24 protein-coding genes are annotated in these 22,226 nt (G+C 68.4%); 20 read left to right on the top strand and 4 right to left on the bottom strand.

Annotated elements, in window-relative coordinates:
* Positions 1–109: 109 nt before the first annotated feature.
* The 3 genes from FYW95_RS24010 (at position 110) to cutA (ending at position 3,782) form a co-directional block, all read left to right on the top strand.
* The gene (locus tag FYW95_RS24010; RefSeq protein ID WP_159942448.1) at positions 110–1,069 is read left to right on the top strand and encodes a tRNA (adenine-N1)-methyltransferase; all 960 of its coding nucleotides are present in this window, start codon (positions 110–112) and stop codon (positions 1,067–1,069) included.
* Between the two features lie 313 nt (positions 1,070–1,382).
* A complete protein-coding gene (gene arc, locus FYW95_RS24015; protein ID WP_159942449.1) occupies positions 1,383–3,152 on the top strand; it encodes a proteasome ATPase in 1,770 nt (589 codons plus the stop codon).
* A gap of 300 nt (positions 3,153–3,452) precedes the next feature.
* Positions 3,453–3,782 carry a divalent-cation tolerance protein CutA gene (gene cutA / locus FYW95_RS24020; RefSeq protein WP_160050861.1) on the top strand — a complete coding sequence of 110 codons (330 nt, stop codon included), beginning with the start codon at positions 3,453–3,455 and terminating at the stop codon, positions 3,780–3,782.
* Here the strand turns inward: cutA and FYW95_RS24025 are convergent.
* A complete protein-coding gene (locus FYW95_RS24025) occupies positions 3,779–5,050 on the bottom strand; it encodes an NsdA family TPR-like regulatory protein (RefSeq protein ID WP_160050862.1) in 1,272 nt (423 codons plus the stop codon). The two genes, cutA and FYW95_RS24025, sit on opposite strands and share 4 nt — an antisense overlap.
* Before the next feature lie 154 nt (positions 5,051–5,204).
* Here FYW95_RS24025 and FYW95_RS24030 point away from each other — a divergent pair, with 154 nt between their 5' ends.
* From FYW95_RS24030 to FYW95_RS24060, 7 genes are all read left to right on the top strand, one after another.
* Complete coding sequence (locus FYW95_RS24030; protein WP_160050863.1) at positions 5,205–5,942, top strand: hypothetical protein; 738 nt, start codon at positions 5,205–5,207, stop codon at positions 5,940–5,942.
* Positions 5,943–6,001: 59 nt separating this feature from the next.
* Positions 6,002–6,913, top strand: a complete 912-nt coding sequence (locus FYW95_RS24035) for an aminoglycoside phosphotransferase/kinase family protein (protein WP_201295011.1) — start codon at positions 6,002–6,004, stop codon at positions 6,911–6,913.
* Between the two features lie 18 nt (positions 6,914–6,931).
* A complete protein-coding gene (locus FYW95_RS24040; RefSeq protein WP_160050864.1) occupies positions 6,932–7,558 on the top strand; it encodes an HAD domain-containing protein in 627 nt (208 codons plus the stop codon).
* Between the two features lie 10 nt (positions 7,559–7,568).
* Entirely contained in the window at positions 7,569–8,024 is a 456-nt protein-coding gene (locus FYW95_RS24045) for a hypothetical protein (RefSeq protein ID WP_160050865.1), read from the top strand.
* 43 nt (positions 8,025–8,067) lie between these two features.
* Positions 8,068–8,802 carry a DNA glycosylase family protein gene (locus tag FYW95_RS24050; RefSeq protein ID WP_160050866.1) on the top strand — a complete coding sequence of 245 codons (735 nt, stop codon included), beginning with the start codon at positions 8,068–8,070 and terminating at the stop codon, positions 8,800–8,802.
* Positions 8,803–9,168: 366 nt separating this feature from the next.
* The gene (locus tag FYW95_RS24055; RefSeq protein ID WP_160050867.1) at positions 9,169–10,047 is read left to right on the top strand and encodes a radical SAM/SPASM domain-containing protein; all 879 of its coding nucleotides are present in this window, start codon (positions 9,169–9,171) and stop codon (positions 10,045–10,047) included.
* 10 nt (positions 10,048–10,057) lie between these two features.
* Positions 10,058–10,834 (top strand): protein kinase, encoded by a 777-nt coding sequence (locus FYW95_RS24060; RefSeq protein WP_160050868.1) that lies wholly within the window; start codon positions 10,058–10,060, stop codon positions 10,832–10,834.
* 117 nt (positions 10,835–10,951) lie between these two features.
* Here the strand turns inward: FYW95_RS24060 and FYW95_RS24065 are convergent, their stop codons facing one another.
* Together FYW95_RS24065 and FYW95_RS24070 are read right to left on the bottom strand one after the other, a co-directional pair.
* The gene (locus FYW95_RS24065; protein WP_160050869.1) at positions 10,952–11,125 is read right to left on the bottom strand and encodes a DUF397 domain-containing protein; all 174 of its coding nucleotides are present in this window, start codon (positions 11,123–11,125) and stop codon (positions 10,952–10,954) included.
* The gene (locus tag FYW95_RS24070) at positions 11,115–11,933 is read right to left on the bottom strand and encodes a helix-turn-helix domain-containing protein (protein WP_236572299.1); all 819 of its coding nucleotides are present in this window, start codon (positions 11,931–11,933) and stop codon (positions 11,115–11,117) included. Before FYW95_RS24070 ends, FYW95_RS24065 begins: the two co-directional genes overlap by 11 nt.
* A 525-nt stretch (positions 11,934–12,458) precedes the next feature.
* On the opposite strand from FYW95_RS24070, the gene FYW95_RS24075 reads away from it, so the two are divergent.
* From FYW95_RS24075 to FYW95_RS24115, 9 genes are all read left to right on the top strand, one after another.
* Positions 12,459–12,875, top strand: coding sequence for an ATP-binding protein (locus FYW95_RS24075; protein ID WP_255495642.1), 417 nt, complete (start codon positions 12,459–12,461; stop codon positions 12,873–12,875).
* A gap of 275 nt (positions 12,876–13,150) precedes the next feature.
* Positions 13,151–13,765, top strand: coding sequence for a helix-turn-helix domain-containing protein (locus FYW95_RS24080; protein WP_160050871.1), 615 nt, complete (start codon positions 13,151–13,153; stop codon positions 13,763–13,765).
* Between the two features lie 8 nt (positions 13,766–13,773).
* Complete coding sequence (locus FYW95_RS24085; RefSeq protein WP_160050872.1) at positions 13,774–13,977, top strand: hypothetical protein; 204 nt, start codon at positions 13,774–13,776, stop codon at positions 13,975–13,977.
* Positions 13,978–14,043: 66 nt separating this feature from the next.
* On the top strand, positions 14,044–14,886 hold the full coding sequence (locus tag FYW95_RS24090) for a DUF6879 family protein (RefSeq protein WP_160050873.1): 843 nt from the start codon (positions 14,044–14,046) through the stop codon (positions 14,884–14,886).
* Positions 14,883–15,650 carry a hypothetical protein gene (locus FYW95_RS24095; protein ID WP_160050874.1) on the top strand — a complete coding sequence of 256 codons (768 nt, stop codon included), beginning with the start codon at positions 14,883–14,885 and terminating at the stop codon, positions 15,648–15,650. Before FYW95_RS24090 ends, FYW95_RS24095 begins: the two co-directional genes overlap by 4 nt.
* 23 nt (positions 15,651–15,673) lie before the next feature.
* The gene (locus FYW95_RS24100) at positions 15,674–16,594 is read left to right on the top strand and encodes a hypothetical protein (protein ID WP_160050875.1); all 921 of its coding nucleotides are present in this window, start codon (positions 15,674–15,676) and stop codon (positions 16,592–16,594) included.
* Positions 16,595–16,681: 87 nt separating this feature from the next.
* Positions 16,682–17,653, top strand: coding sequence for a D-alanine--D-alanine ligase family protein (locus FYW95_RS24105; RefSeq protein WP_160050876.1), 972 nt, complete (start codon positions 16,682–16,684; stop codon positions 17,651–17,653).
* On the top strand, positions 17,637–18,638 hold the full coding sequence (locus FYW95_RS24110; protein WP_201295012.1) for a threonine ammonia-lyase: 1,002 nt from the start codon (positions 17,637–17,639) through the stop codon (positions 18,636–18,638). The genes FYW95_RS24105 and FYW95_RS24110 overlap by 17 nt, the downstream gene beginning before the upstream one ends.
* Positions 18,592–19,245: a C39 family peptidase gene (locus FYW95_RS24115; RefSeq protein WP_160050877.1), complete on the top strand. Its 654-nt coding sequence runs from the start codon at positions 18,592–18,594 to the stop codon at positions 19,243–19,245. The genes FYW95_RS24110 and FYW95_RS24115 overlap by 47 nt, the downstream gene beginning before the upstream one ends.
* A gap of 1 nt (position 19,246) precedes the next feature.
* Here FYW95_RS24115 and murF read toward each other — a convergent pair whose 3' ends face one another.
* Positions 19,247–20,626: a UDP-N-acetylmuramoyl-tripeptide--D-alanyl-D-alanine ligase gene (gene murF, locus FYW95_RS24120; protein ID WP_160050878.1), complete on the bottom strand. Its 1,380-nt coding sequence runs from the start codon at positions 20,624–20,626 to the stop codon at positions 19,247–19,249.
* 302 nt (positions 20,627–20,928) lie between these two features.
* Between murF and FYW95_RS24125 the strand changes: the two genes are divergently transcribed.
* Positions 20,929–22,131, top strand: coding sequence for an N-6 DNA methylase (locus tag FYW95_RS24125; protein ID WP_160050879.1), 1,203 nt, complete (start codon positions 20,929–20,931; stop codon positions 22,129–22,131).
* Positions 22,132–22,226 lie beyond the last annotated feature (95 nt).

Here is a 22,226-nt window from a genome sequence, read left to right on the forward strand (position 1 = left end):
CTTTCGGCGGCTCCTCGGGGCCGGCGCCCGTTCGCCGCGGCCCCGAGGGGCCGATACCCTGGGCGATCGCCCTGCCAACCAATAGCGACGTGGGAAGACGAGAGCGACGTTGACCGGTATCCATGGCCGCCGCGGCCCCTTCACCGACGGCGACACCGTGCAGTTGACCGACCCCAAGGGTCGGATGCACACGATCACCCTGCGCGAAGGCGGCGCCTTCCACTCGCACAAGGGCAAGGTCGACCACGACGACCTCATCGGCCGGCCCGAGGGCAGTGTGGTCCGTTCCAACAGCGGCACGGCCTACGTGGCCCTGCGGCCCCTGCTGATCGACTACACCCTGTCGATGAAGCGCGGGGCGACCATCGTCTACCCCAAGGACGCCGCCCAGGTCCTGGTGGAGGCGGACATCTTCCCGGGCGCGCGCGTGGTGGAGGCCGGGGCGGGGTCGGGCGCCATGTCCAACTGGCTGCTGCGCGCGGTCGGCGAGCAGGGCATGGTGCACTCCTACGAGCGCCGCGCCGACTTCGCCGAGATCGCCCGCAAGAACGTGGAGCGCTTCCACGGGGGCCCGCACCCGGCGTGGAGGCTGACCGTGGGCGACCTGGTGGAGGAGCTGGACGAGACGGACGTGGACCGTGTCTTCCTGGACATGCTCGCCCCCTGGGAGTGCCTGGACGCGGTGGCGCGGGCGCTGATCCCGGGCGGCCTGGTCTGCTGTTACGTGGCCACCACGACCCAGCTCTCGCGTGTGGTGGAGGAGCTGCGTGAGGACCCGCGCTTCTACGAGCCGCGCTCGTGGGAGACCATGCTGCGCACCTGGCACGTGGAGGGCCTGGCCGTGCGCCCGGACCACCGGATGATCGGGCACACCGGTTTCCTGGTGGTGGCGCGCCGTCTGGCCGACGGGGCCGAGGCCCCCGAGCGCCGCCGCCGTCCGGCCAAGGGCGCCTACGGCAAGGACTTCGAGGCGGCGCGGGACAGGGAGCGGGGCGCGGCCCCCGCCGAGCCCGCGGCGGCCGAGGGGGCGGCCTCCCCCTCGCCGGAGGTGCCCGCCGACACCCCCTGACGCCGGGGCGCTCCCGGCGCCGTGCGCGTCGGCCGCCGCGTGCACCCTCCGTGCAGGCCCGTCCGGGGTTCCGGGCGGGCCCGTCGTGCGTCCGGAGGGCGCGCTGACGTGCGTGGAGGTCGTACACAGACGCGGAACTCCCTTGCCCGAGGGGGGACCCGGAGGTTACTTTCTCATTACGTCGGGTCATCCGGTAGCACTCTGACCTGTGAAGACGCAAGACCCGCGAATGAGGCCTACGACACTCGCCGCTCCTCGGAGGTTAGGAATCGGGCGAGGGTAGGTAGGCTCCGATGTAGTTCCTCATAGGGAGGTGGCGGACGTGGCCGAGCGCGACGACGAGCGTCAAAGCGACCGGGACCGTGAAGTCGCAGAACTCAGGGCCCAGGTCTCCTACATGGAAAAGGAACTCGGCGTGGTACGGCGTAAGCTCGCCGACTCGCCCCGGCATGTACGCCTACTGGAAGAGCGGCTGCGGGAGGCACAGGCCAATCTCGCCGCCGCCAACGGTCAGAACGAACGACTTGTCTCCACTTTGAAGGAAGCGCGCGAGCAGATCGTCGCGCTCAAGGAAGAGGTCGACCGGCTGGCCCAGCCGCCGTCCGGCTTCGGGATCTACCTCGGTTCACGCGAGGACGAGACCGTCGAGATCTTCACCAACGGCCGCAAGATGCGGGTCAACGTGAGCCCCTCGGTGGACCTGGACAACCTGCGCCCCGGCCAGGAGGTCATGCTCAACGAGGCGTTCAACGTCGTGGAGGTGGAGTCCTTCGAGACGGTGGGCGAGGTCGTCATGCTCAAGGAGATCCTTGAGGACGGCGAGCGGGCCCTGGTGATCTCGCACCACGACGAGGAGCGGATCGTGCGGCTGGCCGAGCCGCTGCGCGACGAGCCGATCCGGCCGGGGGACTCCCTGCTGCTGGAGCCGCGGTCGGGGTACGTCTACGAGCGCATCCCCAAGTCGGAGGTCGAGGAGCTCATCCTCGAGGAGGTCCCCGACATCGCCTACACCGACATCGGCGGGCTGTCCGGGCAGATCGAGATGATCCGCGACGCGGTCGAGCTGCCCTACCTGTACAAGGACCTGTTCTACGAGCACCAGCTGCGCCCGCCCAAGGGCGTGCTGCTCTACGGCCCTCCCGGGTGCGGTAAGACGCTCATCGCCAAGGCGGTCGCCAACTCGCTGGCCAAGCAGGTCGCCGAGCGCACCGGCCGTGACGTCGGCAAGAGCTTCTTCCTCAACATCAAGGGCCCGGAGCTGCTCAACAAGTACGTGGGTGAGACCGAGCGCCACATCCGGCTGGTCTTCCAGCGTGCCCGGGAGAAGGCCTCCGAGGGCACCCCGGTCATCGTCTTCTTCGACGAGATGGACTCGATCTTCCGGACCCGCGGTTCGGGTGTGTCCTCCGACGTGGAGAACACGATCGTGCCCCAGCTGCTCAGCGAGATCGACGGTGTGGAGGGCCTGGAGAACGTCATCGTCATCGGCGCCTCCAACCGCGAGGACATGATCGACCCGGCGATCCTGCGGCCCGGCCGCCTGGACGTCAAGATCAAGATCGAGCGGCCCGACGCCGAGGCGGCCCGCGACATCTTCGGCAAGTACATCACCACCGACCTGCCGCTGAACGAGGAGGACCTGGCCGAGCACGGCGGTTCGGCCCAGGCCACGGTGGACGCCATGATCCAGCGGGTCGTGGAGCGGATGTACACCGAGGGCGAGGAGAACCGCTTCCTGGAGGTCACCTACGCCAACGGGGACAAGGAGGTCCTGTACTTCAAGGACTTCAACTCCGGCGCGATGATCGAGAACATCGTCTCGCGGGCCAAGAAGATGGCCATCAAGGACTTCATCGACCACAAGTCCAAGGGCATCCGGGTCTCGCACCTGCTGCAGGCCTGCGTCGACGAGTTCAGCGAGAACGAGGACCTGCCCAACACCACCAACCCCGACGACTGGGCGCGCATCTCCGGTAAGAAGGGCGAGCGCATCGTCTACATCCGGACCCTGGTCACCGGCAAGAAGGGCGCGGACTCCGGGCGGAGCATCGACACGGTGCCCAACACCGGCCAGTACCTGTAGAAACGCACACTGAGAGCGCTTTGAGGGGCCGACCGGACTCTCCGGTCGGCCCCTCTTCGTGCCGGTTGCTTCCGGGCCCCGTGTTAGCAGGGTGTTAACACTTTTTTGGGGCCTGAGCGGGCTGAGGGGCTGGCTCGTACAACCTCTTGATGATCACCGACAGTGACCACTGAGGGGATGAGGTGGTCCCAGGATCCGGCAGGAATCCGGTGATCTCTCCGACCTTGAGCGGGGCCCTCACTTCCGGTGTCTGTTGGTCTATGCTCCCCGGAGAACACCAGCGACAGAACGGACCCCTCCATGACCGACTACCTCCAGGTGTCCACGGCGACCGAGACCCGCGAGCAAGCGGTCGAACTGGCGAAGACAGCAGTAGAGGCCAAGCTCGCAGCGGGCGCGCAGATCGTTGGGCCGGTGACCTCGGTGTTCTGGCACCTGGGCGAGTTCGGGACCGGCCAGGAGTGGCAGCTTCTCCTGAAAGCGCGCGCCGACCGGTACCCGCAGATTCAGGCACACCTGATTGAGCACCACCCGTGGACGAACCCGGAGGTCGTCGCAACCGCGATCGTGGAAGGCTCCCCGGACTACCTGCGGTGGATCGGGACCACCACGGCTCCCGACCACACCTAGACGGTACGAGCCAGCTCCAGCACGTCGGCGACCTCGAGCAGGCTGCGGTGTTGGGCGAGTCGGTCGAGCACCGGGATGAGTCTCTGGCGTGGCCGCACGGACGCCACACCCGCTGAAAGGGTCAACACCCTGGTGGCGCTCGCCGCCGCCTGTTCGACCTCCCCTGCTGACATGTAGGCCGACGCCAGCCAGGTCGTGTACAGGGCCTTGTCACGGGCGTGCGCGTCATCGAATCCAGCGAGTGCCTGCTCCAGGACGGGAACGGCCCGCAACGGCCGGCCGAGCTCGGCCCAGCACCGCCCCGTCATGATCCCCAGCTCGGTGTGATCGACCCAGGCCGCCCAGTCCGGCTGCGGATCGTCCGCACGTTCGGCGAGCGCGCTCGCTGCGGCCTCCAAAGCACGTTCAGTTTGACCAGACTCCCCAGCGAGCGCGTGCGCCCAGGCACGCCGCTCATGCAGGAGGGCACGTGCACTGGGCGGCGCGTCGGATCCTGCGGTGTGGCAGGACTGGAGGGCGATGTGCACGGCCGCGTGAGGGTCGCGTTCCTGGTAGGCGAGAAAGGCCAGCGCGTTCGCGGCCAGAACAGGGTCGCCCGCTGTGGTCGCCGCGTGGTGGCTGTCCTCGTACAGGCCGCGCGCGTCGTCGTGGTGACCGGCGTCGAAGGCGGCCCACCCTGCCTGCTGCGCCTGCTCGGCCAGCACCGACAGCAGGTCGCGGCCAGTGCTCTCGGTGTAGGTGCCCTCCCGCAGCAGACGCTTGGTGGCCTGGTACTCCCCGAGGTATACGCGGCGGGTGTCGCCTCCGCCGAGGACATCGTCCAGGCGGCGAAGCCGGGCGGTGCGCTCACGTAGCTGATCGGGGAGGCGGCTGCCGAGCCGCTTCCCTGGTAGCTGGGGGACGGTGAGGGCAACGGCGAGTCCGGCACTCGCCGAAGCGGTGAGGAACTCTCGTCGGCGCACGTCGTCTCCGTCCGTGTTCTCCCACGAGCGCGGAGCCAGGCCGACCATGTGGCCGGGGATGCGTAGGGCGTCCGCGATGGCGGTGATCTTCTCGAACGAGGTGATTCTGCCCCGCCCCCGGGCGAGTAGACCCACCCGCTCCGGTTTGATCCCGCATGCCTGCGCGAGCTGGGCGTAGCTGAGCGGCACCTCGGTGTGCGCCAGACGGAACACGGCACCGAAGTCATGGCGGGCGAGAGCGGTCTTCACGTCCTGGCGAAGGAGAAAACCCGGGGGTAGAGCGGTCGGCGGTCGGTACGTGGTCATGGGGGTCCCTGGCGCACCTGCGAGTACGGATCGTGGCCACGACCCTACCCATGATGGGTATCCCCGTCAGGGGGATGTGCGATTCTCTCGCGCTGCGCACAGTGGGAGGCAGCCCAGCGAGGGCACCGGCATCCACGTCACCCCAGGAGGGGACATGTCAGTCACGCTCGCCCCGTTTACCGTGCGGTTGCCCGACCACACGTTCAACCCCGGCTGGAACCGCATCCCCGGCCTGACCGTGGACGGTGACTCCCTGCACATCCACCCCCAGGACTACTTCTTCCGCCTGGAGTCCACCGGCTGGCGGATCATCGACTGGGAGACCGTCGCCGCCCAGATGCTGCCCGCACAGGAGACCTCGGACGAGGCCCTGGAGCAGCAGGCCCTGCGGTTCATCGAGGACAACGCCCGCACCACCCACGACCCGGCCGAGGTGGTGGGCGTGGCCTGGCAGGTGTACAGCTACCTGTTCCGTGAGGAGCACCTGCCGACCCTGGACGTGGACGGCATCACCGCCGAGCACCTCAAGATCCTGGCGGAGATCTCCACCCTGACCGCGCTGAACAAGGTGGACCCGGACGGGCGCATCAGCATCGTCGGCCCGGCCTGGTTCTTCGGGGATACCGCCCGCGTCGTCTACGACCTGGACGAGACCACCGTCCAGAACCTGGACGAGGTCTTTCACGGCGGCCTGTTCAACGAGAACCGCCGCATCGAGTCCGTCAAGGCACACACCGCCCTGGGCGGTCGCCTCGTCCACGGCTGCCAGTCCGCTCCCTCGCAGAAGGGCGGAGTCGTCGCCCCCTACGGAACCCCCATGGACCGCTTCCGCGACGAACTGGCCGAGTTCCGCGACGCCTGGATCAGTGACGTGCGCGGCTTCGGCGCCTGACCTTTCCCCTGCCGGGGCCCTCACACGGAGGGCCCCGTGCCCCTTCCCAGGAGGAAACCGTGGACCCACTCGAAATCGACCGGCTTCGCGAAGAGGTCACTGCCAAGACGGGCCTGGCTCCCGCTTCGGTGGAGGTACTGCACAGTTGGGCCCTGTCCCACGTGGAGCGCCTGACCCTGCCCGACAACACCACGGTGGTCTTCAAGGCCGCGCGCGAACCCTTCACCCACGAGGACGACGCCCTGACCAGCGCCTGGCAGGCCGGAATGAACGTCCCCCGCCTGCTCACCTCTGCCCGGGGCGCGACCACCCTGGGCATGCTCATGCAGGACCTGGGCCGTTCCGTGCGGGACCCGGACGAGGAGGACGGAGCCGTCGCGGCGGTGCACCTGCACTCCGCCGCGGTGCCCGACTTCCTCGCCCCCGGCGACACCGCCTGGCTGGCCTCACTGCCCCACAGGGCCCTGCGCACCCTGGACGTACTCCAACAGCAGGGGCGGTGGGAGGGTGCTGGCGACATCGCCACGATGCTGCGCACGATCGCCCAGGCGGCACCCGCGCGCGCCGAGGGCACGATGCTGCGCCCCTACGGGTGGGTGCACTCGGAGTTTCACCCCACGAGCCTGCTCATCACCCGCGAGCGCGTGTACGTGTGCGACCTCGCCCGCGCCTTCCGCGGCCCCGGACTGCTGGATCTGGTCTCCTGGCACGGCACCATCACCCCCGCCGACCCCGGCCGTGCCCGCGCCTTCCTCGAACGCTACGTGCATGCGGGAGGACCGGCCGAGGCCCTGCACGACCGGGGCGGCCTGACCGCGCAGGAGTGGGCTCTGGGCTGGCACCGCGTGTGGATCGTGGAGTGGTACTTGTCCCAGGCCGCCCAGTGGATCGCCGACCCCGCCGACGACCCGACCTATGAGCGTGTGGTGCGCGCCCACACCGCCGAGGCGGTCCAGCTCCTGCACGTGTGAACCCCGAAAGGGCCAGCGATGGAGACGCGTCCCCCGTACTTGCTGTTGGACGTCGACGGCGTCCTCAACCCCTTCCCCGGCCCCAGCGGATCGCTCCCACCCGAGCACCGACCCCACCGGGTCACCTACAACGGCAACCCGAACGTGCCCGTGTGGCTCCACCCCGACCACGGCATCTGGCTCAACGCCCTGCACTCCATGAATCTGGTCCGGCCGGTGTGGGCCACGAGCTGGCTGGGCGAGGCCGACCGGCTCATCAGCCCCCGGCTCGGCCTGGGCACGCTCGGCCACATCGACCTCGGCACACCTGCCGACGTCCTGACCCGACACCCCAACGGACACCTGTGGAAACGCGAACCCGTGGCCGCCTGGGCGGGGAACGAACCGCTGGTGTGGATCGACGACGACTTCGCCCAACCCGACCACGACTGGGCGAAGCAGCGCGCGGTGGACGGAGTGCCCACCCTGCTCATCCAACCCGACCCCTACCGGGGCCTCCAACGCGAGCACATCGACGCCGTGCGCATGTGGGCCATCGCCGTGATGCGCGACCTCCACACGAACAGGGAGCACGATGACCACACCCGCCCAGGTCCACCCGTCCCGACCGGTGCGCACACCCCAGGGAACGACCGTCCCCGTTGACGAGGACCTCGTGGATCTGCTCCGACTCCTGTGGGAGTCGGGCGTGCGCACACGATCGAGCTGCCAGGACTACGGAGCCTTGTTAGCGATGACAGCCCCCGGCCTGCCGGTGGGCGATCAGCGGTGGGTGGACTTCTACACCGGCCGCGTCTGGGTGGAGATGGACGCCGCACACGCCGAGGATCTGGCAGGTCGGCTCAGCCGGGACGGTGAACTGCGCCTGGCCATGTCGCAGTGGGGGATGGCGGAGTCGTGGGTGTGGACGCGGCCGATCCTGCCCGACCTGGTGGGAGGCCGGGGCCGCACCGCCGACAGCGCCCACGTGTTCTTTCCTCGACACCACCTCCAAAAGGTGCTGAACGTGCTTCAACGAGGGAAGGCACCGAACCCCGGGGCGCGTCCGGACGGAGCTGGGATAGTGGCAGCCAATCAACCCACTCCGAAAGGCTCCCATGCTGCTCTGTGACCACCCCGGATGGAAGACAACCGCACACGGGCGTATCCGCACGGTGCGAACCGCCACGAGTGCCTGGCACGTCAACGCGGACCCGAGCCTTGCCATCACCCGTCACGGGGAGGGCACCGATCCGGCTCCCCACGTGGATGTGTACGACCCGAAGAGCCTGGGCGAGAACGTGCCCACCGTCCTTCGCGCAGTCCTCGACAGGCAAGGGCTGGTGCGGCGGTTGCGTAACCCGGACCTGTGGGACGCCTTGGCCACGGGCATCATTCGGCAGGTCATCCGCGCCGACCAGGCCCGCTTGATGTACCACCGCTTCTGTGACGCCCACGGCACACCGACTCTCGCCGGCCCCCGGGCCTTCCCCCGGGCCGAAACCGTACTCGCCCTACACGAGGACGACTTCGCGACGCTGGGCATGGCGTTCAAGCGCCGTCCCCTGCTCGCCGCCGCGGAGGCGTTCCTCGCCCTGGGAACGAAATGGTCCGAACTGCCGCCCCAAGACTTGGTGGTCGAGGTCCAATCCGTTCCCCGCATCGGCCCGTGGACGGCGGGAGCCGCCGCCGCCGACATCACCGGCGACTTCTCCCTCTACCCCTACGGCGACATGGCGGTGCGCAAGTACGCCACTCAGGCCGCCCCGGGCCTCGGCTGGCCCAACGACGAACCGACCTTCGCCCGCTGGTGGCGCTCCTTCGCCACCACATCCGCAGAACGCTCCACCCTGACCGTGCTCACCCTCGCCTTGGGAGGACCCCGTGGACAGGACCAACCCCTCTCATGAGCTGATCAGCGGCCACGACCCTACCCATGACGGGTATCCCTGTCATGGGGATGTGGGATCTCCCGTGCTGCGCACAGTGGGAAGACAGCCCAGCGAGGACATCGGCATCCACGTCACCCCAGGAGAGGCGTGTTAATTATCGGCCGATTCTGCCCGACCTGGCAGGAGGCCGAGGCCGCAGCGCCCACCTGTTCTTCCCCTGAGAGCAACTGGCCCGGGTCGTCTACGTGCTCTGAGAGGGCTTGAAGACCGGCGACGGCCACATTCAGCCAAACCAGTGACACCCCAACCACCCCGGGTTACTGTCCGTGGTGGGCTTCCGGGCCCGACGGCACAGGAAACCTCTTCCCCCGACAGAGGAGACACGTGACTATCACCCCCGAACGGCCGATCACCGCCCCCGGCATGATCTGGCTCGACCTCACCCGCGTCTGCCAGCTCGAATGCGCCCACTGCTACAACAACTCCGGGCCTGACGGCGACCACGGCACCATGACCCGCACCGACTGGCTGCGCACCATCGACCAGGCCGCCGCGGCAGGAGTCCGTCACGTCCAGCTCATCGGCGGCGAGCCGACCCTGCACCCCGATGCCCTGGAGATCGCCGCCCACGCCTTGGCCGCCGGGATGAACGTGGAGGCGTACAGCAATCTCGTCCATGTCACGGATGCCTGGTGGGCCCTCCTCCAGCGCCCCGGCATGTCGCTCGCCACGTCGTACTACTCGGCCGACCCCGATCAGCACAACGCCATGACCGGCCGTCCGTCCTCCCACCGGCACACTCGTCGCAACCTCGTCAAAGCCCTGAACCTGGGCATCCCGACGCGGGCGAGCATCATCACCAGCACCGGCAAGGGTGTGGAGGAGACCCGGGTCGAACTCCAAGCCCTCGGCGTCACCCGTATCGGCGTGGACCACGTCCGCCCCTACGGGCGCGGCGCGCAAGGCGAGGCCCCGGACTGCTCGGGCCTGTGCGGGGCCTGCGGAGACAACCGGGCCTCGGTCGCCCCGGACGGGTCGGTGTCCCCGTGCGTGTTCTCCACCTGGATGCGCACGGGAAACGTCCACACGGAAGGGCTGGCCGATATCCTGACCGGCCCCGGCATGACCCGAGCACGCAACGAGATCAGCGCCGGTCGCAAGGACGACGACGAGGACGACGGCCACATCTTCATCCCGTGCGGCCCCGACGATGACGGCTGCACACCCGGGGTACCGCCGTCCAAGTGCCCCCCTCGCAACTAGCGGAAGACCGATGCACGAGCAGCTCACCCACCTCATCACCCTGCACACCGGCCGCATCGACCACGTGGAGCCGACCGCAGGGCACAGCACCGCGACCACCGCCGTGGTCACCGGCGAACACGGCCGAGTTTTCGTCAAGGCCGTTCCCGACCGCCCCGGTGGCCTGCTGGAAGAGGTCGAACGCGAGAGCCTAATCAACCCCCACCTGGGCGGGTTGGCACCGGAGCTGCTGTGGCAGGCCAGGGGAAACGGGTGGTTTGCGCTCGGGTTCGAGGTCATCGACGCCCGACCCACCGATTACGCCCCGGGGTCGGCGGACCTGTCGCGTGTGGCCGAGGCGATGGACAGGATCATCGGGCTGCCGCTGCCAGATGTGGCTCGCCCGTGGGTGGAGACGCGGTGGGACAGGGCCCTGACCGGTGACGAGATCGAAGCAGTCCGGGGTGACCACTTGACCCACGCTGACCTGCATCCGCACAACGTCGTCATCGATCGGGCCGACCGGTTGTGGGTGATCGACTGGGCGTGGCCGACACGGGCCTCCGCGGTGGTGACGCCGTCGTGTCTGGCGGTGCAGTTGGTGTCGGCGGAGCAGGACCCGGCCGACGTGGAGAAGCTGCTGGCGAGGTCCGAGGTGTGGGGGCGGCTCGACCGGGAGGTGCTCGTGTTGTTCGCTCGTGCGCAGGTTCGCATGCACCGGCACTACACACGGTTGCGCCCAGGAGAGAAGTGGCTGGAGGCCATGCTCGACGCTGCGAAGGCGTGGTACCGGCAACTCCGGGGGTGATGAGGTCTTTGGTCCTAGTGATATGTCTTGCCCCGGGGTAGCCTGATCCCGCTGAACACGAATCGACCCCCGCCTCCTTCGCTGGCGGGGGTCGATCACGTCTTGGTGACGTGCCTTCTACTTGCCGAGGACGGCAACCAAGGTGGCCCACTCCCCAGCTTCGAACCCGAGGTGGGCTAGGCCGCGGTTCTGGGTGTCCCGAACCAGGGTCTGCTTGCCTTCGGAGACCTCGACGCAGTTCTGCGCGCCCGCACTGTAACTGGACTTGTGCCAGCCCTGCTCAACCTGCATATTCCTTGCTCATCTCCTTGAGGAAGGCCACGGACGCGGTTGGCGTCCGGGCGTTCGCCTGCAATCTACTGAACAGCACCCCGAACTGCCGTACCTCCGTCGGCACATCTGTGGTCTGTCCGCGATAGATGGACTCTACGTGTACCAACTCTGGCGCTGAGGGCGAGGCCAGCAGCGAGAAAGGACCATCTAGTCCTGCGTGTGGGAGCTGCCCCCACGCGTGCATCTGGAGCATGATGCGCCCCGACTCGGCCAACTGCACCATGGCGTCGATCTGGGCTTTCATGACCGCATTCGGACCGATCGGTCGTCGCACCACGACATCGTCCAAGACCACGTGGTACTGCGGGCCGTCCTTGCGTAGGACGTCCTTGGACCGCTCAGTGCGTATGCGGGTTCGCTCGCGGATCTCGGCTTCGCTCAGCCAGGGCGCTCCTGAGTGGAAAACGGCTGCTGTGTAGGGCTCGGCCTGGAGCACCCCGGGGACCAGGCTGTTGTGATACTCGCGGATCACTGCCGCTTCTGCTTGTAGCTCATGGAGTTGCCCTAGCCAGTCGACGTGCTCAGGCTCATACAGTTCGCTGTACAGACGCGCCAGGCGCCCGCCTGACTTGAGGAAGCCGTCAACACCGTCTACTTCCGCTTCGTTGAGCCTTCTGCGGCCATTTTCAATGTGGGACACATGCCCTTTGCTGCACCTCAGGTGTCCGGCTAGAGCCGTTTGCGTCTTCCCTGCCCTCTTGCGCGATCTGACCAGGGCCTGGCCAAAGCGCACGTCTGAGACATTTCGGTCATCCATCTCTTCCATGGCGTTTATTCAACCAGGGGAGTTGCTTTCTGTCTACGGGAAGTTGTCATAAGTTGCTTCGAGGTATTCAGTAGTGGTCATGTCATGCGGTCCTCTTTAAAGAGCGACCTCTCGGTGGAATCTTATGACCATCGAGACAGGTGCTGGGTCGGAGCTAGGCCGTAGGAGTGGGGTTTTCCCGAACACCCCAGCTCTCAAGGGGCCAACAGCAACACTCCGGCAACCCTCTCCGAAGAGGCAAGTGGCCCCGCTGTCCAGCGGCAACCACCGCAACAAGAGAACGCCCCGGCGCCGTTCGCGGCGGCTCCAGGGCGTGACGCCCCACCTGACCTGAAATGACCTGAGGTGAGACATGCAGCAGCATACCGATCCCTCCGCCTACGGAACCACACAACGCAGGATCAAAACACCCCAGCGTTCCCGGAAAGCCCGCCGTAACCTCCACACGGCGTCCGGATTTCTTGCCCGAACCCTTCAGATACGGGGTGACGCCAGGCCGACGCCCATCACTGTGGGAGGCAACTGATGCTTGCCCTCTCGCACGACCAGACCCTCATCTGGAAGGGCCGGACCAGCTTCCCCGGGATTCCTGAGTCCGTTGGAGCTGCTCGCACATGGGTGACAGCAAGGTTCACCGACCAGGGCATAGAACCGCCCGAAGGCCTCATCCTCGTGCTCTCCGAGCTGGCGACCAACGCCATCTCCCACACCCGCAGCGGAAACGCTGGCGGACAGTTCGCGGTCAGGACCCTCGTCTACAGCGACCGCGTTCGCGTCGAGGTCCGTGACGGCGGCCCCTTCGAGAACACGCACCCCCTCCACCCCTCCGCTCCCGAGCTTCTGGCCGAGCACGGACGCGGCCTGATCCTGGTCAACGCGCTCGCCTCCTCGTGGGGACGCCTGACGAACGGCCGCGGTGTCTTCGCGGAGGTGCTCCGATGACGGGGGCTTGCACACCAGCACCCCCATGAGCCGGTGCGGCGATGACGTGCCCCCGTCCCCTCGTCGGGAGGTTTCCGCGCCGCACCACACCCGGGCCCTGGCTCTTGACCCAGCCGGGGCCCGGGCCCCACACCACAACGCTGCCCCTGCCGGGAGATCAGGGGCGGCTTCCCCTGGTGGGACGCCACCAGGAACCGGGGCCACCGGGCTGGATGAAAGAAGGGACCGGTGGCCCCTCACCAACAAAACCCCCGTAAGCGAAAGGAGAAGAGGGCGTGACGGCCTTGCTGTGCGGGTACTGCGGCAAACCACGCGAGGGAGGAGCAGCGGCCTACCGCTGCACCTGCATCCCCGCCGAGGTATGGCGGTCCCCGGACCTGGCCCAGGCTGTACGCACCCTGAACCTGGCCGAGGTCATCCGGTGCCTGCGCCGCCACTCCGCGACCAGACACCTGTCCCAGTCGGCTCTGGCCAGCCTGTGCGGCCTGTCGCAGGCGATGATCTCGCGTCTGGAGGCCGGCGCGCACGTTTCCAGCATCAGCCGCGCCGTCACCGCTTTGGCAGGTCTGGGAGCGCCGGGAGTCTCGGACGGCACGCGGTGGCGCCTGCCCGACGACGACGAGCCCTTGCCCCTGGCCGACCCCCAGGCCGCCCCGGAGTTGCCGTGCGTGGTCATCACCAGTCCTGTCCCTATCCACGTGTGGGTGAGGGACACGCAGGACACCACCGACGTCGCCTTCGTTTCCACCCCAGACGGTCCGTGCCTGGTCATCAACCGCAACATCCCCTGGGGCGTGACCAGCGCCCCGGGTGGAGCAACCGCATGGTTTGCCCTGACTGTTCCTAAGCGATCCGCTCTGACCGCATCCGAGTCGAAGGACCCTCGATGACCCTCCCCATGAGCGTCCTGACCGCCCGGAAGCCTCGACTACGCCGCGCGGCTTTCCAGGAGGTCCGTTGGCAGGCCGCTCAGCAAGGGTTCGTGCTTTCCCGGGCCCGGCGACTAGTCGGGGCGGTCTACACCCTCACCTCGCTCGACGGAGACACCGTGCTCCTTTACGACCTCGGTGAAGTCCGTGCCTTTCTCAACTACCCCTCGTGACCGCGTGCACCCCAACTTGAGGCCTACCTCTGCGACGGTCCACCTGATCAGGAACTGAGGAAACCTGTGCCCGCATCCACCTCATTCGACCTCACGGCGATCCGCACCCGATCTGACCTGCTGGCCGAGAAAGCTCACCGAACCCACCTCACCCGCGACGAGGCACGCCACCTCACCGGCTGGACCGGCGCGGAGCTGACGCGCTTGGCGTTGGACAACGTCGTCCAGGCCGAGTACTCCGGCAAGGGATACACCCGATTCTCCACGGCCTCCCTGCTCCGGTTGATGCGTCGCAGGAGGCAGCCCTTCTCCCTCTTCGACGTGGTGCGCTCCGCCGCGGACGGCGGCCAGCGCCTGACTGACGACGCACTGGCCGTGGACGAGGCCACCACCCGAAACCGCAGGGATCTCCAGGCGAGGAGAGCACGGTGTTACCGGCTTGTGCGCCGCGACCATGTGGTGCCCACCGATCCGGCCTGGAGCGCCTGGTATCAGGGCAGGACCACACTGGCCGAACACCTCCTGGGCCAGGAGCGCGAACGCCGAGCCATCGAGCGCGCCGAGTTCGCCGCCTACGGACTTCCCCTGACGACCTTGTGGATTCCCACCCTGCCCCTCACCTCCTATGGGCGCTACACCCGAGCGGTCCTTGCCCAAGCTCATCGGGCCGGTCAGCGCGTGCGCGTGGGCAGCTCTGACCAGGTGCGACACATGGAAGCCGAGGAGCCTCTGCCGGAGGTGACGGTGTACGAGGCCGCCGTGGTGTACCTGCACACCTACACCCGCCTCGGCCGCCGCGACGGCGCGATCCGGATCGTTGATCCCGACCTCGCCACCCACCTGTGCGAGCAGATGAAACACCTGTGCCGCACCGCCGCGACCCTCAACCACCTCCAGGAGGCTGCGTGAGCAGGCCGCGCCGCCGCCCCGCGCCGATCTCGACCGTCACCGCCTACACCCTCGTCGCCGGGGCCCTTGCGGTGGTGTTCGTCCCACCACTGGCCCTGTCGGCCCTGCTCCCAGAGACCGGGCCGGGGAGCGCGTGGCACTGGGCCGGGGTCGCGACCCTGACGCTGGCCCTGGCTCTGGCCACCACCTGGCGGGTGACCCACCTACTGGGCATCAGCGTGCGCGACTTGGGCCTAGCCCCCACCTGGACACGGCAGCCGGGGCTGCTGGCCCGCATGGACTTCCAGTACCAGGGCCTGCTGGTCTTCGGCGGGGCCTTGGCCCTGTTCCTGGTGCCCTACTCGGTGACTTTCCTGCCGGGGATGCTCACCCTCGACGTGCCCACCGACGCCACAGGCCACCACCTGCGCACCCTGTGGACGATCGGCCCCGCACAGATCGCCGTCGCCATCGCCATGGAGCTGGTGCTCCTCGGTGTGGTCGTCACCTTGGCTGAGGCCGCGCGCTTCCCGGCCTGGGAGGTCTACCTGCTCTCGACCGTCGCCCGGACGGCCTTCGGTGCCACGGTCGGGTGGGAGCTGCTGCTCCTGGTCCCCGTTGCCGTGGGCACGGTGTGGCTCTACCGGCGCACCCACCTCCTAACGCCGATCATCGCCGCGCACGTCGTCGCCGCCCTGGCCCAGACCGCGGTCGCGGCGTGGGCCTCCTGGATCAGCGGCGCTATCTACCAGCCCGCCTTCGTCTTCATCCTCTTCCCTCTGTGACCCGCGCCGTGGAAGGCAACCACATGACCGACAGTCCTACGCCGTTCCGGCTCGCCCTGATCAACGTTCAGAACGGCGGTCTGCGCCACCCGGGCGGCCTCGACCAGGTGTTGCCGGAGGTGTTCGCGACCGTCGAGGCCGCACCGAGCCTGATCGTGGTCAACGAGGCCCGCGACTGGGCCAAGGACGGCTCGCGCCTCGGGCTGCGGGCTGCCAGGGTCTTGTCCGACCGTTTCGGTCCCCGCTACCAGATCCGCATCGGTCACCTGCGCCGCGCGCCCGTCCCACCCGCGATCCTGTGGGATCCGGACCAGCTCGCCCTACTGCGGTGGGACACCCCTGAGACCACCCCGGACAACGCGAACGTGTGGAACCGAGGAGTGTTCCAAACCTCGTGGTGGGAGGACCCGCTCACCATCCTGGCGATGCACTGGCACCCCTGGGACCGCGACGAGCGCATGCAGGCGGCTCGGATCGCCTCCGGATTGCTAGGTCCGCTGCACCGGGCGATCCTGGCTGGCGACTGCAACTGCTCCCCATCCGGTGACCGGCGCTTGTGGCCCGTCACCGACTTCACCCAGATGCCCGAACACCAGTGCCACCACAAGGGCTGGCAGCCGGACGGGCCGACGGGTCCGTGGGTGCCGCACACCGCGCCCTTGGACCACCTCATCGGAGCGTGGGATCCCACCACCCGCACCCGCGTGGGCGGCACAGGGTGGAGCACCGCCCTGGAGGCCGTCTGGGAGAAGCTCGGCCGACCAAACGAGCCGTTCCCCGCCACCGTCAACGACAACGTTGATCCGGGCGGCGGGATGACGATCGACCACATCCTGCTCAGCCCTGTACTGGCCAAAACCGTGATCCCCGAGGAGACCCTCGTCCACCGGCCCCAGGGCCCGATGGTCACCGACCACCGGCTGGTCACCACCGCCCTGCGCTAACAAGACCCCCGCACGGTCGGGCTCCGACCCCTTGTATCCCGCCTGGCCGTGCGGGCCCACGAATACCCCTCAAGGACAAGGACCATCATGCACATCTCTCCCTTGACTCCTGATGAGATCCCCGGCCCGATCGCGGTGATCACCGGCGGCACCAGCCGCGAACGCGACCGCTCCCTGCTCTCCGGAGCCGCGGTCGCCACCTCCCTCACCCGGCAGGGCATCCCCCACTACCTGGTGGACCCGGCCGGACCCGATCTGCCCGGCCAGCTCCGGGGCGCGGCTGCGGCCTTCCTCGCGATCGCCGGGCAGGGCGCTGAGGACGGCGGCCTCCAGGGCGTGCTCGATTCCCTCGGCATCCCCTACACCGGGTCGGGAGTGATGGCCAGCGCCGTCGGCATGCACAAACCCACCGCGAAGATCCTGGTCGCCGCCGAGGGGGTGCCCGTCGCAGATGGCGAGCTCGTCTCCGCAGGCAACACGTCCTTCGAGTGGGAGGACCTGGGGTGGCCGGTCATCGTCAAGCCCACCTCCGAAGGCGGTTCGGTGGGGATGGCCATCGCCCACACCGAAGCCGAGCTGGCGGCGATCGTCGAGGCCAGCGCCGAGGACTTGTTGGTGGAGCGCCTGCACCCGGGCCAGGCCGTGACCGTGGGCGTGCTGGAGTCCGCGGACGGCACGCTCACGGCACTGCCGCCGCTGGAGGCCCGCACTACCACCGACTTCTACTCCTACGAGGCCAAACGCAACCCCGACCTGCACACTTACATCTGCCCGGCCGACCTCCCGCACCAGGTCACCACGCATCTGGGCTGGTACGCCAGGGACGCCCACCGCGCGCTCGGCTGCGTCACCTACTCCCGGTCCGACTTCATGGTCAGCGAGGACGGCACGGTCGTGTGGCTGGAGATCAACACCCTGCCGGGCCTGTCCCCGACCGGGAACCTGGCCGCCATGGCCCAGGCCGCAGGCATCGACTACGACCAGCTCATCGCGCACATCCTGCGCCCCGCCCTGGCCCGCACCCAGAAGAAGGAGGCCGCCAGTGCTGTCAGCCAGTGACGTGGACGCGGCGGCCCGCCGCCTGGACGGCGCAGTCGTGCGCACCCCCGTGGTGTCCTCCCCGGCTCTGACCCGCGAGGTCGGGGTGCCGGTGGTGTGCAAGACCGAGAATCTCCAGCACACCGGGGCGTTCAAGTACCGGGGGGCACTGCACGCCCTGCTCGGACTGTCCGACACCCAACGGAAGCGGGGTGTGGTCGGAGCGTCCTCGGGCAATCACGGCGGCGCGTTGGCCTTGGCCGGACACGAACTCGGAGTGCCCGTGACCGTGGTCCTGCCCTCCGACGTGCCCGCGGTGAAAGCCGACCGGGCCCGCGTCCTGGGGGCGCAGGTGGTGTCCTACGACAGGCACACCCAGGACCGGGACGCGCTCGTGGCGGAGCTGGCTGCCGAACACGGGTACACGATCGTGCCCTCGGCCGACCACCCCGCCGTGATGGCCGGGGCCGGCACCGTCGCTGTGGAACTGCTCTCCCAGGTGCCCGACGTGCGGACCGTGCTCGTGCCGGTGGGCGGGGGTGGTCTGGCTGCCGGGTGCGCCACCTGGCTCGCGGAGGCTGCCCCGCACGTGCGGGGCATCGGGGTGGAACCCGAGGACGCGGCCGACACCGCCGCCTCGCTGCTGGTCGGGGAGCGGGTGCGTATCGACGTGCCCACCACGTGCGCGGACGGGTTGCGCCACACCACCCCACCGCCGGGCTCCTTCGAGGTGAACCAGCGCCTGCTGGCCGGAATCGTCACCGTGTCCGAGGCCGACATCGCGACCGCGATGTCGTGGTGCTTCGAGCACTTGCGCCTGGTGGTCGAGCCGTCCGGGGCGACTGCTCTGGCCGCGCTGTCCGCCCGGTGGGGCGAGATCGGCGAGGGGCCAGTCGGGGTGGTGCTCTCGGGCGGTAACGTCTCCCGGGAAACGTTCGTCCGGTTGGTAGGAGAATCCGGTGGCAACCCGGTGCGGGGCCTGCGAGAACACGAGCACGCTGCATGAGCCGGTGGAGGCGATCACCCAGTACGCCTCTCCCGAGCTGATCAGCGCGATCGCGTATGAAGGACACGACCCCGGCGCCGACCCCGCGTGGGCGGTGTCGGGGGCCGCCTCCCGGGAGGAGTACAGCACGTGGTGCCGTCACTCCTGTGGGATGGCGTGCCTGCGTATGGTGCTCATTCACCGCGACGGCGACGCACCGCCGCTGCTTGAACTCCTGCACGGGGTCCGCAAGGCGGGTGGGTACGTCGAACAGCCGGACGGGTCGGTGAAGGGGTTGATCTACGCGCCGTTCGTGGAGTACGTGCGTGACACCCACCGCCTGGACGCCCGGGTGCGCACCGACCTGGACACCACCGCTCTGCTCCAAGAGCTGAACCAGGGGAGGATGGTGCTGGCCTCGGTGCACAAGGAGATCCGCCGACCGGACCGCCCGGCACCGGGCCGGGGCGGACACCTGGTGCTCGTCATCGGCCACCACGGCGGGATGGTGCACTTCCGTAATCCGTCCGGGCACCGTCCGGACGCCGTCTCCGCGACGCTCCCGGCCGAGCGTTTCGGGGAGTTCTTCGCCGGGCGGGGTGTGATCGTGGACCCCGCCCGGCAGTGACTCACCGAGCCGCGAGCGCTTCGGCCAGCTCTCCGAGCCGCAGCGAGTTCGCGCCCTTGACGAGCACCACGTCCCCCGACGAGAACCCGTACTTGCTCAGCCACTCCCCAGCAGCTGCCTTCGTCGGAACCACCTGCCCATCGGGACCGTACTCGGTGGCCAGCACACGCGCGTCGTCCTCGCCCACCGCGACGAGCACGTCGATGCCCAGGACTGCGGCGAGCGCTCCGATCTTGCGGTGCTCCTCCGCAGAGGTGTGACCGAGCTCGCGCATCTCCCCGAGCAGGGCGATCGTGCGCCCCTCGCGCCCCTGGCCCAGGTGCGCCAGCGCGCGCAGCGCCGCGCTCGTGGAGTCGGTGTTGGCGTTGTAGGCGTCGTTGACCACCGTCACCCCGTCAGAGCGTTCGGTGACGCGCATCCGCCCCTCCGACAACGACTCCGCCGCGGTGAGCGCCCTACCGATCTGGGCCACGTCCATCCCCGCCGCCCCGGCCACCGCGGCGGCGGCGAGCGCATTGGGCACCTGGTGCTCCCCCACTACCTGGAGACGCACCGAAGCGTCCCCGGTCGGGGTGTGCAGGGTGAACGACGCCCTGCCCTGCCCGTCGAGGGTGACCTCGGTGGCGTACACATCAGCGCTGCGCTCCACTCCGAAGGTGACCACCTGCGCCTTGGTGCGCGCGGACATCGCGACCACCCGCGCATCGTCGGCGTTGAGCACCGCCACCCCGCCCTCCGCTTCCGAGGGGAGTGCTTCGACCAGCTCGCCCTTGGCCTTCGCGGTCGTCTCCGGGCCGCCGAACTCCCCGGCGTGCGCGGTGCCGACGTTGAGCACCGCCCCGATCCGGGGCGGGGTGATCTGGGTGAGGTAGGTGATGTGGCCCTGCCCGCGTGCGCCCATCTCCACCACCAGGTGGCGGGTGTCGGCGGTGGCCTCCAGAGCGGTAAGCGGGAGGCCGATCTCGTTGTTGAACGACCCCTGCGTGAACACGGTGGCTCCGGCGCGCTGGAGGACCTGGGCGATGAGGTCCTTGGTCGAGGTCTTCCCTGAGGAGCCTGTGAGCGCGACCACGTCCAGGTCCGCCAGCGCCTCGACGTGGGTGCGGGCCCAACCGCCCAACGCGGTCAGCGGGTCGTCCACCACGATCGCGGGCACGTCTAGCGCGCGGGTGGCCAGCACCGCGACCGCCCCCGCCTTGACCGCAGACGGGGCGAAGTCGTGCCCGTCCCGGCCCTCCTCTCCCTGGAGTGCGACGAACAGGTCCCCGGGGCTCACCTTGCGGGAGTCGAAAGCGACCCCCGTCACCTGGGTCGCGGGATCGGCGGCGGTGACGTGGCCGCCGGTGACGGCGGCGATCTGGGCGAGGGACAAGGGCTGCATGCGGCCTCCGGTGTGCGCTCGGCGTGAGGGTTCGACCGTACCGAGGGAGCTGGTCCGAGCGGGTGATTTCAGGGACGCCGCGTGACCCGAGCCCTGTGTCTTCACGGAACACACTTAAGGCGCTCCCGTACTGGTTGACCCACAACTGCGCCCAGACGGCCCCACCGAGACCTACATGCCTGAGCTGCTCGGCCACCTGTTGACCTGTACGAGAGCTGACCAGAGCACCTGTTCGTTCCGGGCTCCGAGCTTCCACAGGCGGAGCTGCGGTCGGTGACCTGTGTCCTCACGAGTTGGTATGAATGGGCTACCCCAACCGCATCGTGAGGATCGGAGCCCCCGGATTGCTTGAGGACTGGCTGAGCACAGCGATCGCCGAGTACGGCCAAGAGTGCGCGAACAAACTGCAAGACGGTGTTGGCCAGCCCGAGGCAGCAATCCGCGGTCCGGTGGAGGGACTCCTTACCAAGATCGGGCTGTCCGATGGCCTGAAGGTCGTCGTCCACGACGAAGCCCACCTAAAGGATGCTGGTGCTCGCCCGGACTTCGCCGTGCGCGTGGACGGCGCGATCACCGGACACATCGAGCTGAAGAAGCCGAAGGAGAACCTGGATCCCTCCAAGTTTAAGGGGCACAACAAGAAGCAGTGGGAACGGCTGAAGGATCTGCCGAACCTGCTGTACACCAACGGCACCGAGTGGCGCCTCTACCGGCGCGGAGAGCTCCAGGCGCAGGTCGAGTTCGAGGGGGATCTTCATTCCTCCGGATCGGGTCTGAGCAGCCACGACCTGGCAACCGAGACCTTCTTTCGTACCTTCCTAAAGTGGTCACCGCCTCCGATCACGACGGTCAAGCAGCTCGTTGAGGCCGTCGCGCCGCTGTGCCGCCTGCTGCGCGACTCGGTTCTGGATCAGTTGGCTGCGGAGGCGAAGGCTCGCAAGGCCGGCGCGGAGATTTATGACCTGCCCTTCACTCTGCTCGCGGAGCGGTGGAGGGATCTGCTGTTCCCGAGCGCGACCGATGATGTCTTCGCCGACGGGTACGCCCAGACGGTCACTTTCGCCTTCCTGCTGGCCCGGACCGAAGGCATCAACGTCGCTGACCTGCACACCGGGCAGATCGCCCACAAGCTCGGTGCAGGTAAGCCACACGCTCTGATGTCGCAGGCGCTCAGACTGCTGGCCAGCAGCGCGGTTGCTTCCTTCGAGATCACCATCGATCTACTCCGCCGAGTAGTCGGTGCCGTGCAGTGGGAACCCATCTGGGCCCAGCGAGAAGACGCCTACATCCACCTGTACGAGTCGTTCCTATCGGTGTACGACCCGGACCTGCGTCGCCAGTCGGGGGTCTACTACACCCCGATCGAGGTCGTGCGGAACATGGTGCGCCTGACCGATGACATCCTCACCACCCGGTTGGACGCCGAGCAAGGCTACCTTTCCCCATCGGTGACCACGATCGACCCCGCGATGGGCACCGGAGCTTACGACGTGGTGCGCGATTGAGGTTGGGGCGTGCTGGCCCAGCGAGTCGGCTGGTGGGTGATTACCGCATAGCTGTGCGGTCGGAGACCAGGCCGGCGATGGCCAGGTGGGTTTCG

It is taken from the genome of Nocardiopsis sp. FR4 (genome assembly GCF_009830945.1).
Classification (GTDB): Bacteria; Actinomycetota; Actinomycetes; order Streptosporangiales; family Streptosporangiaceae; genus Nocardiopsis.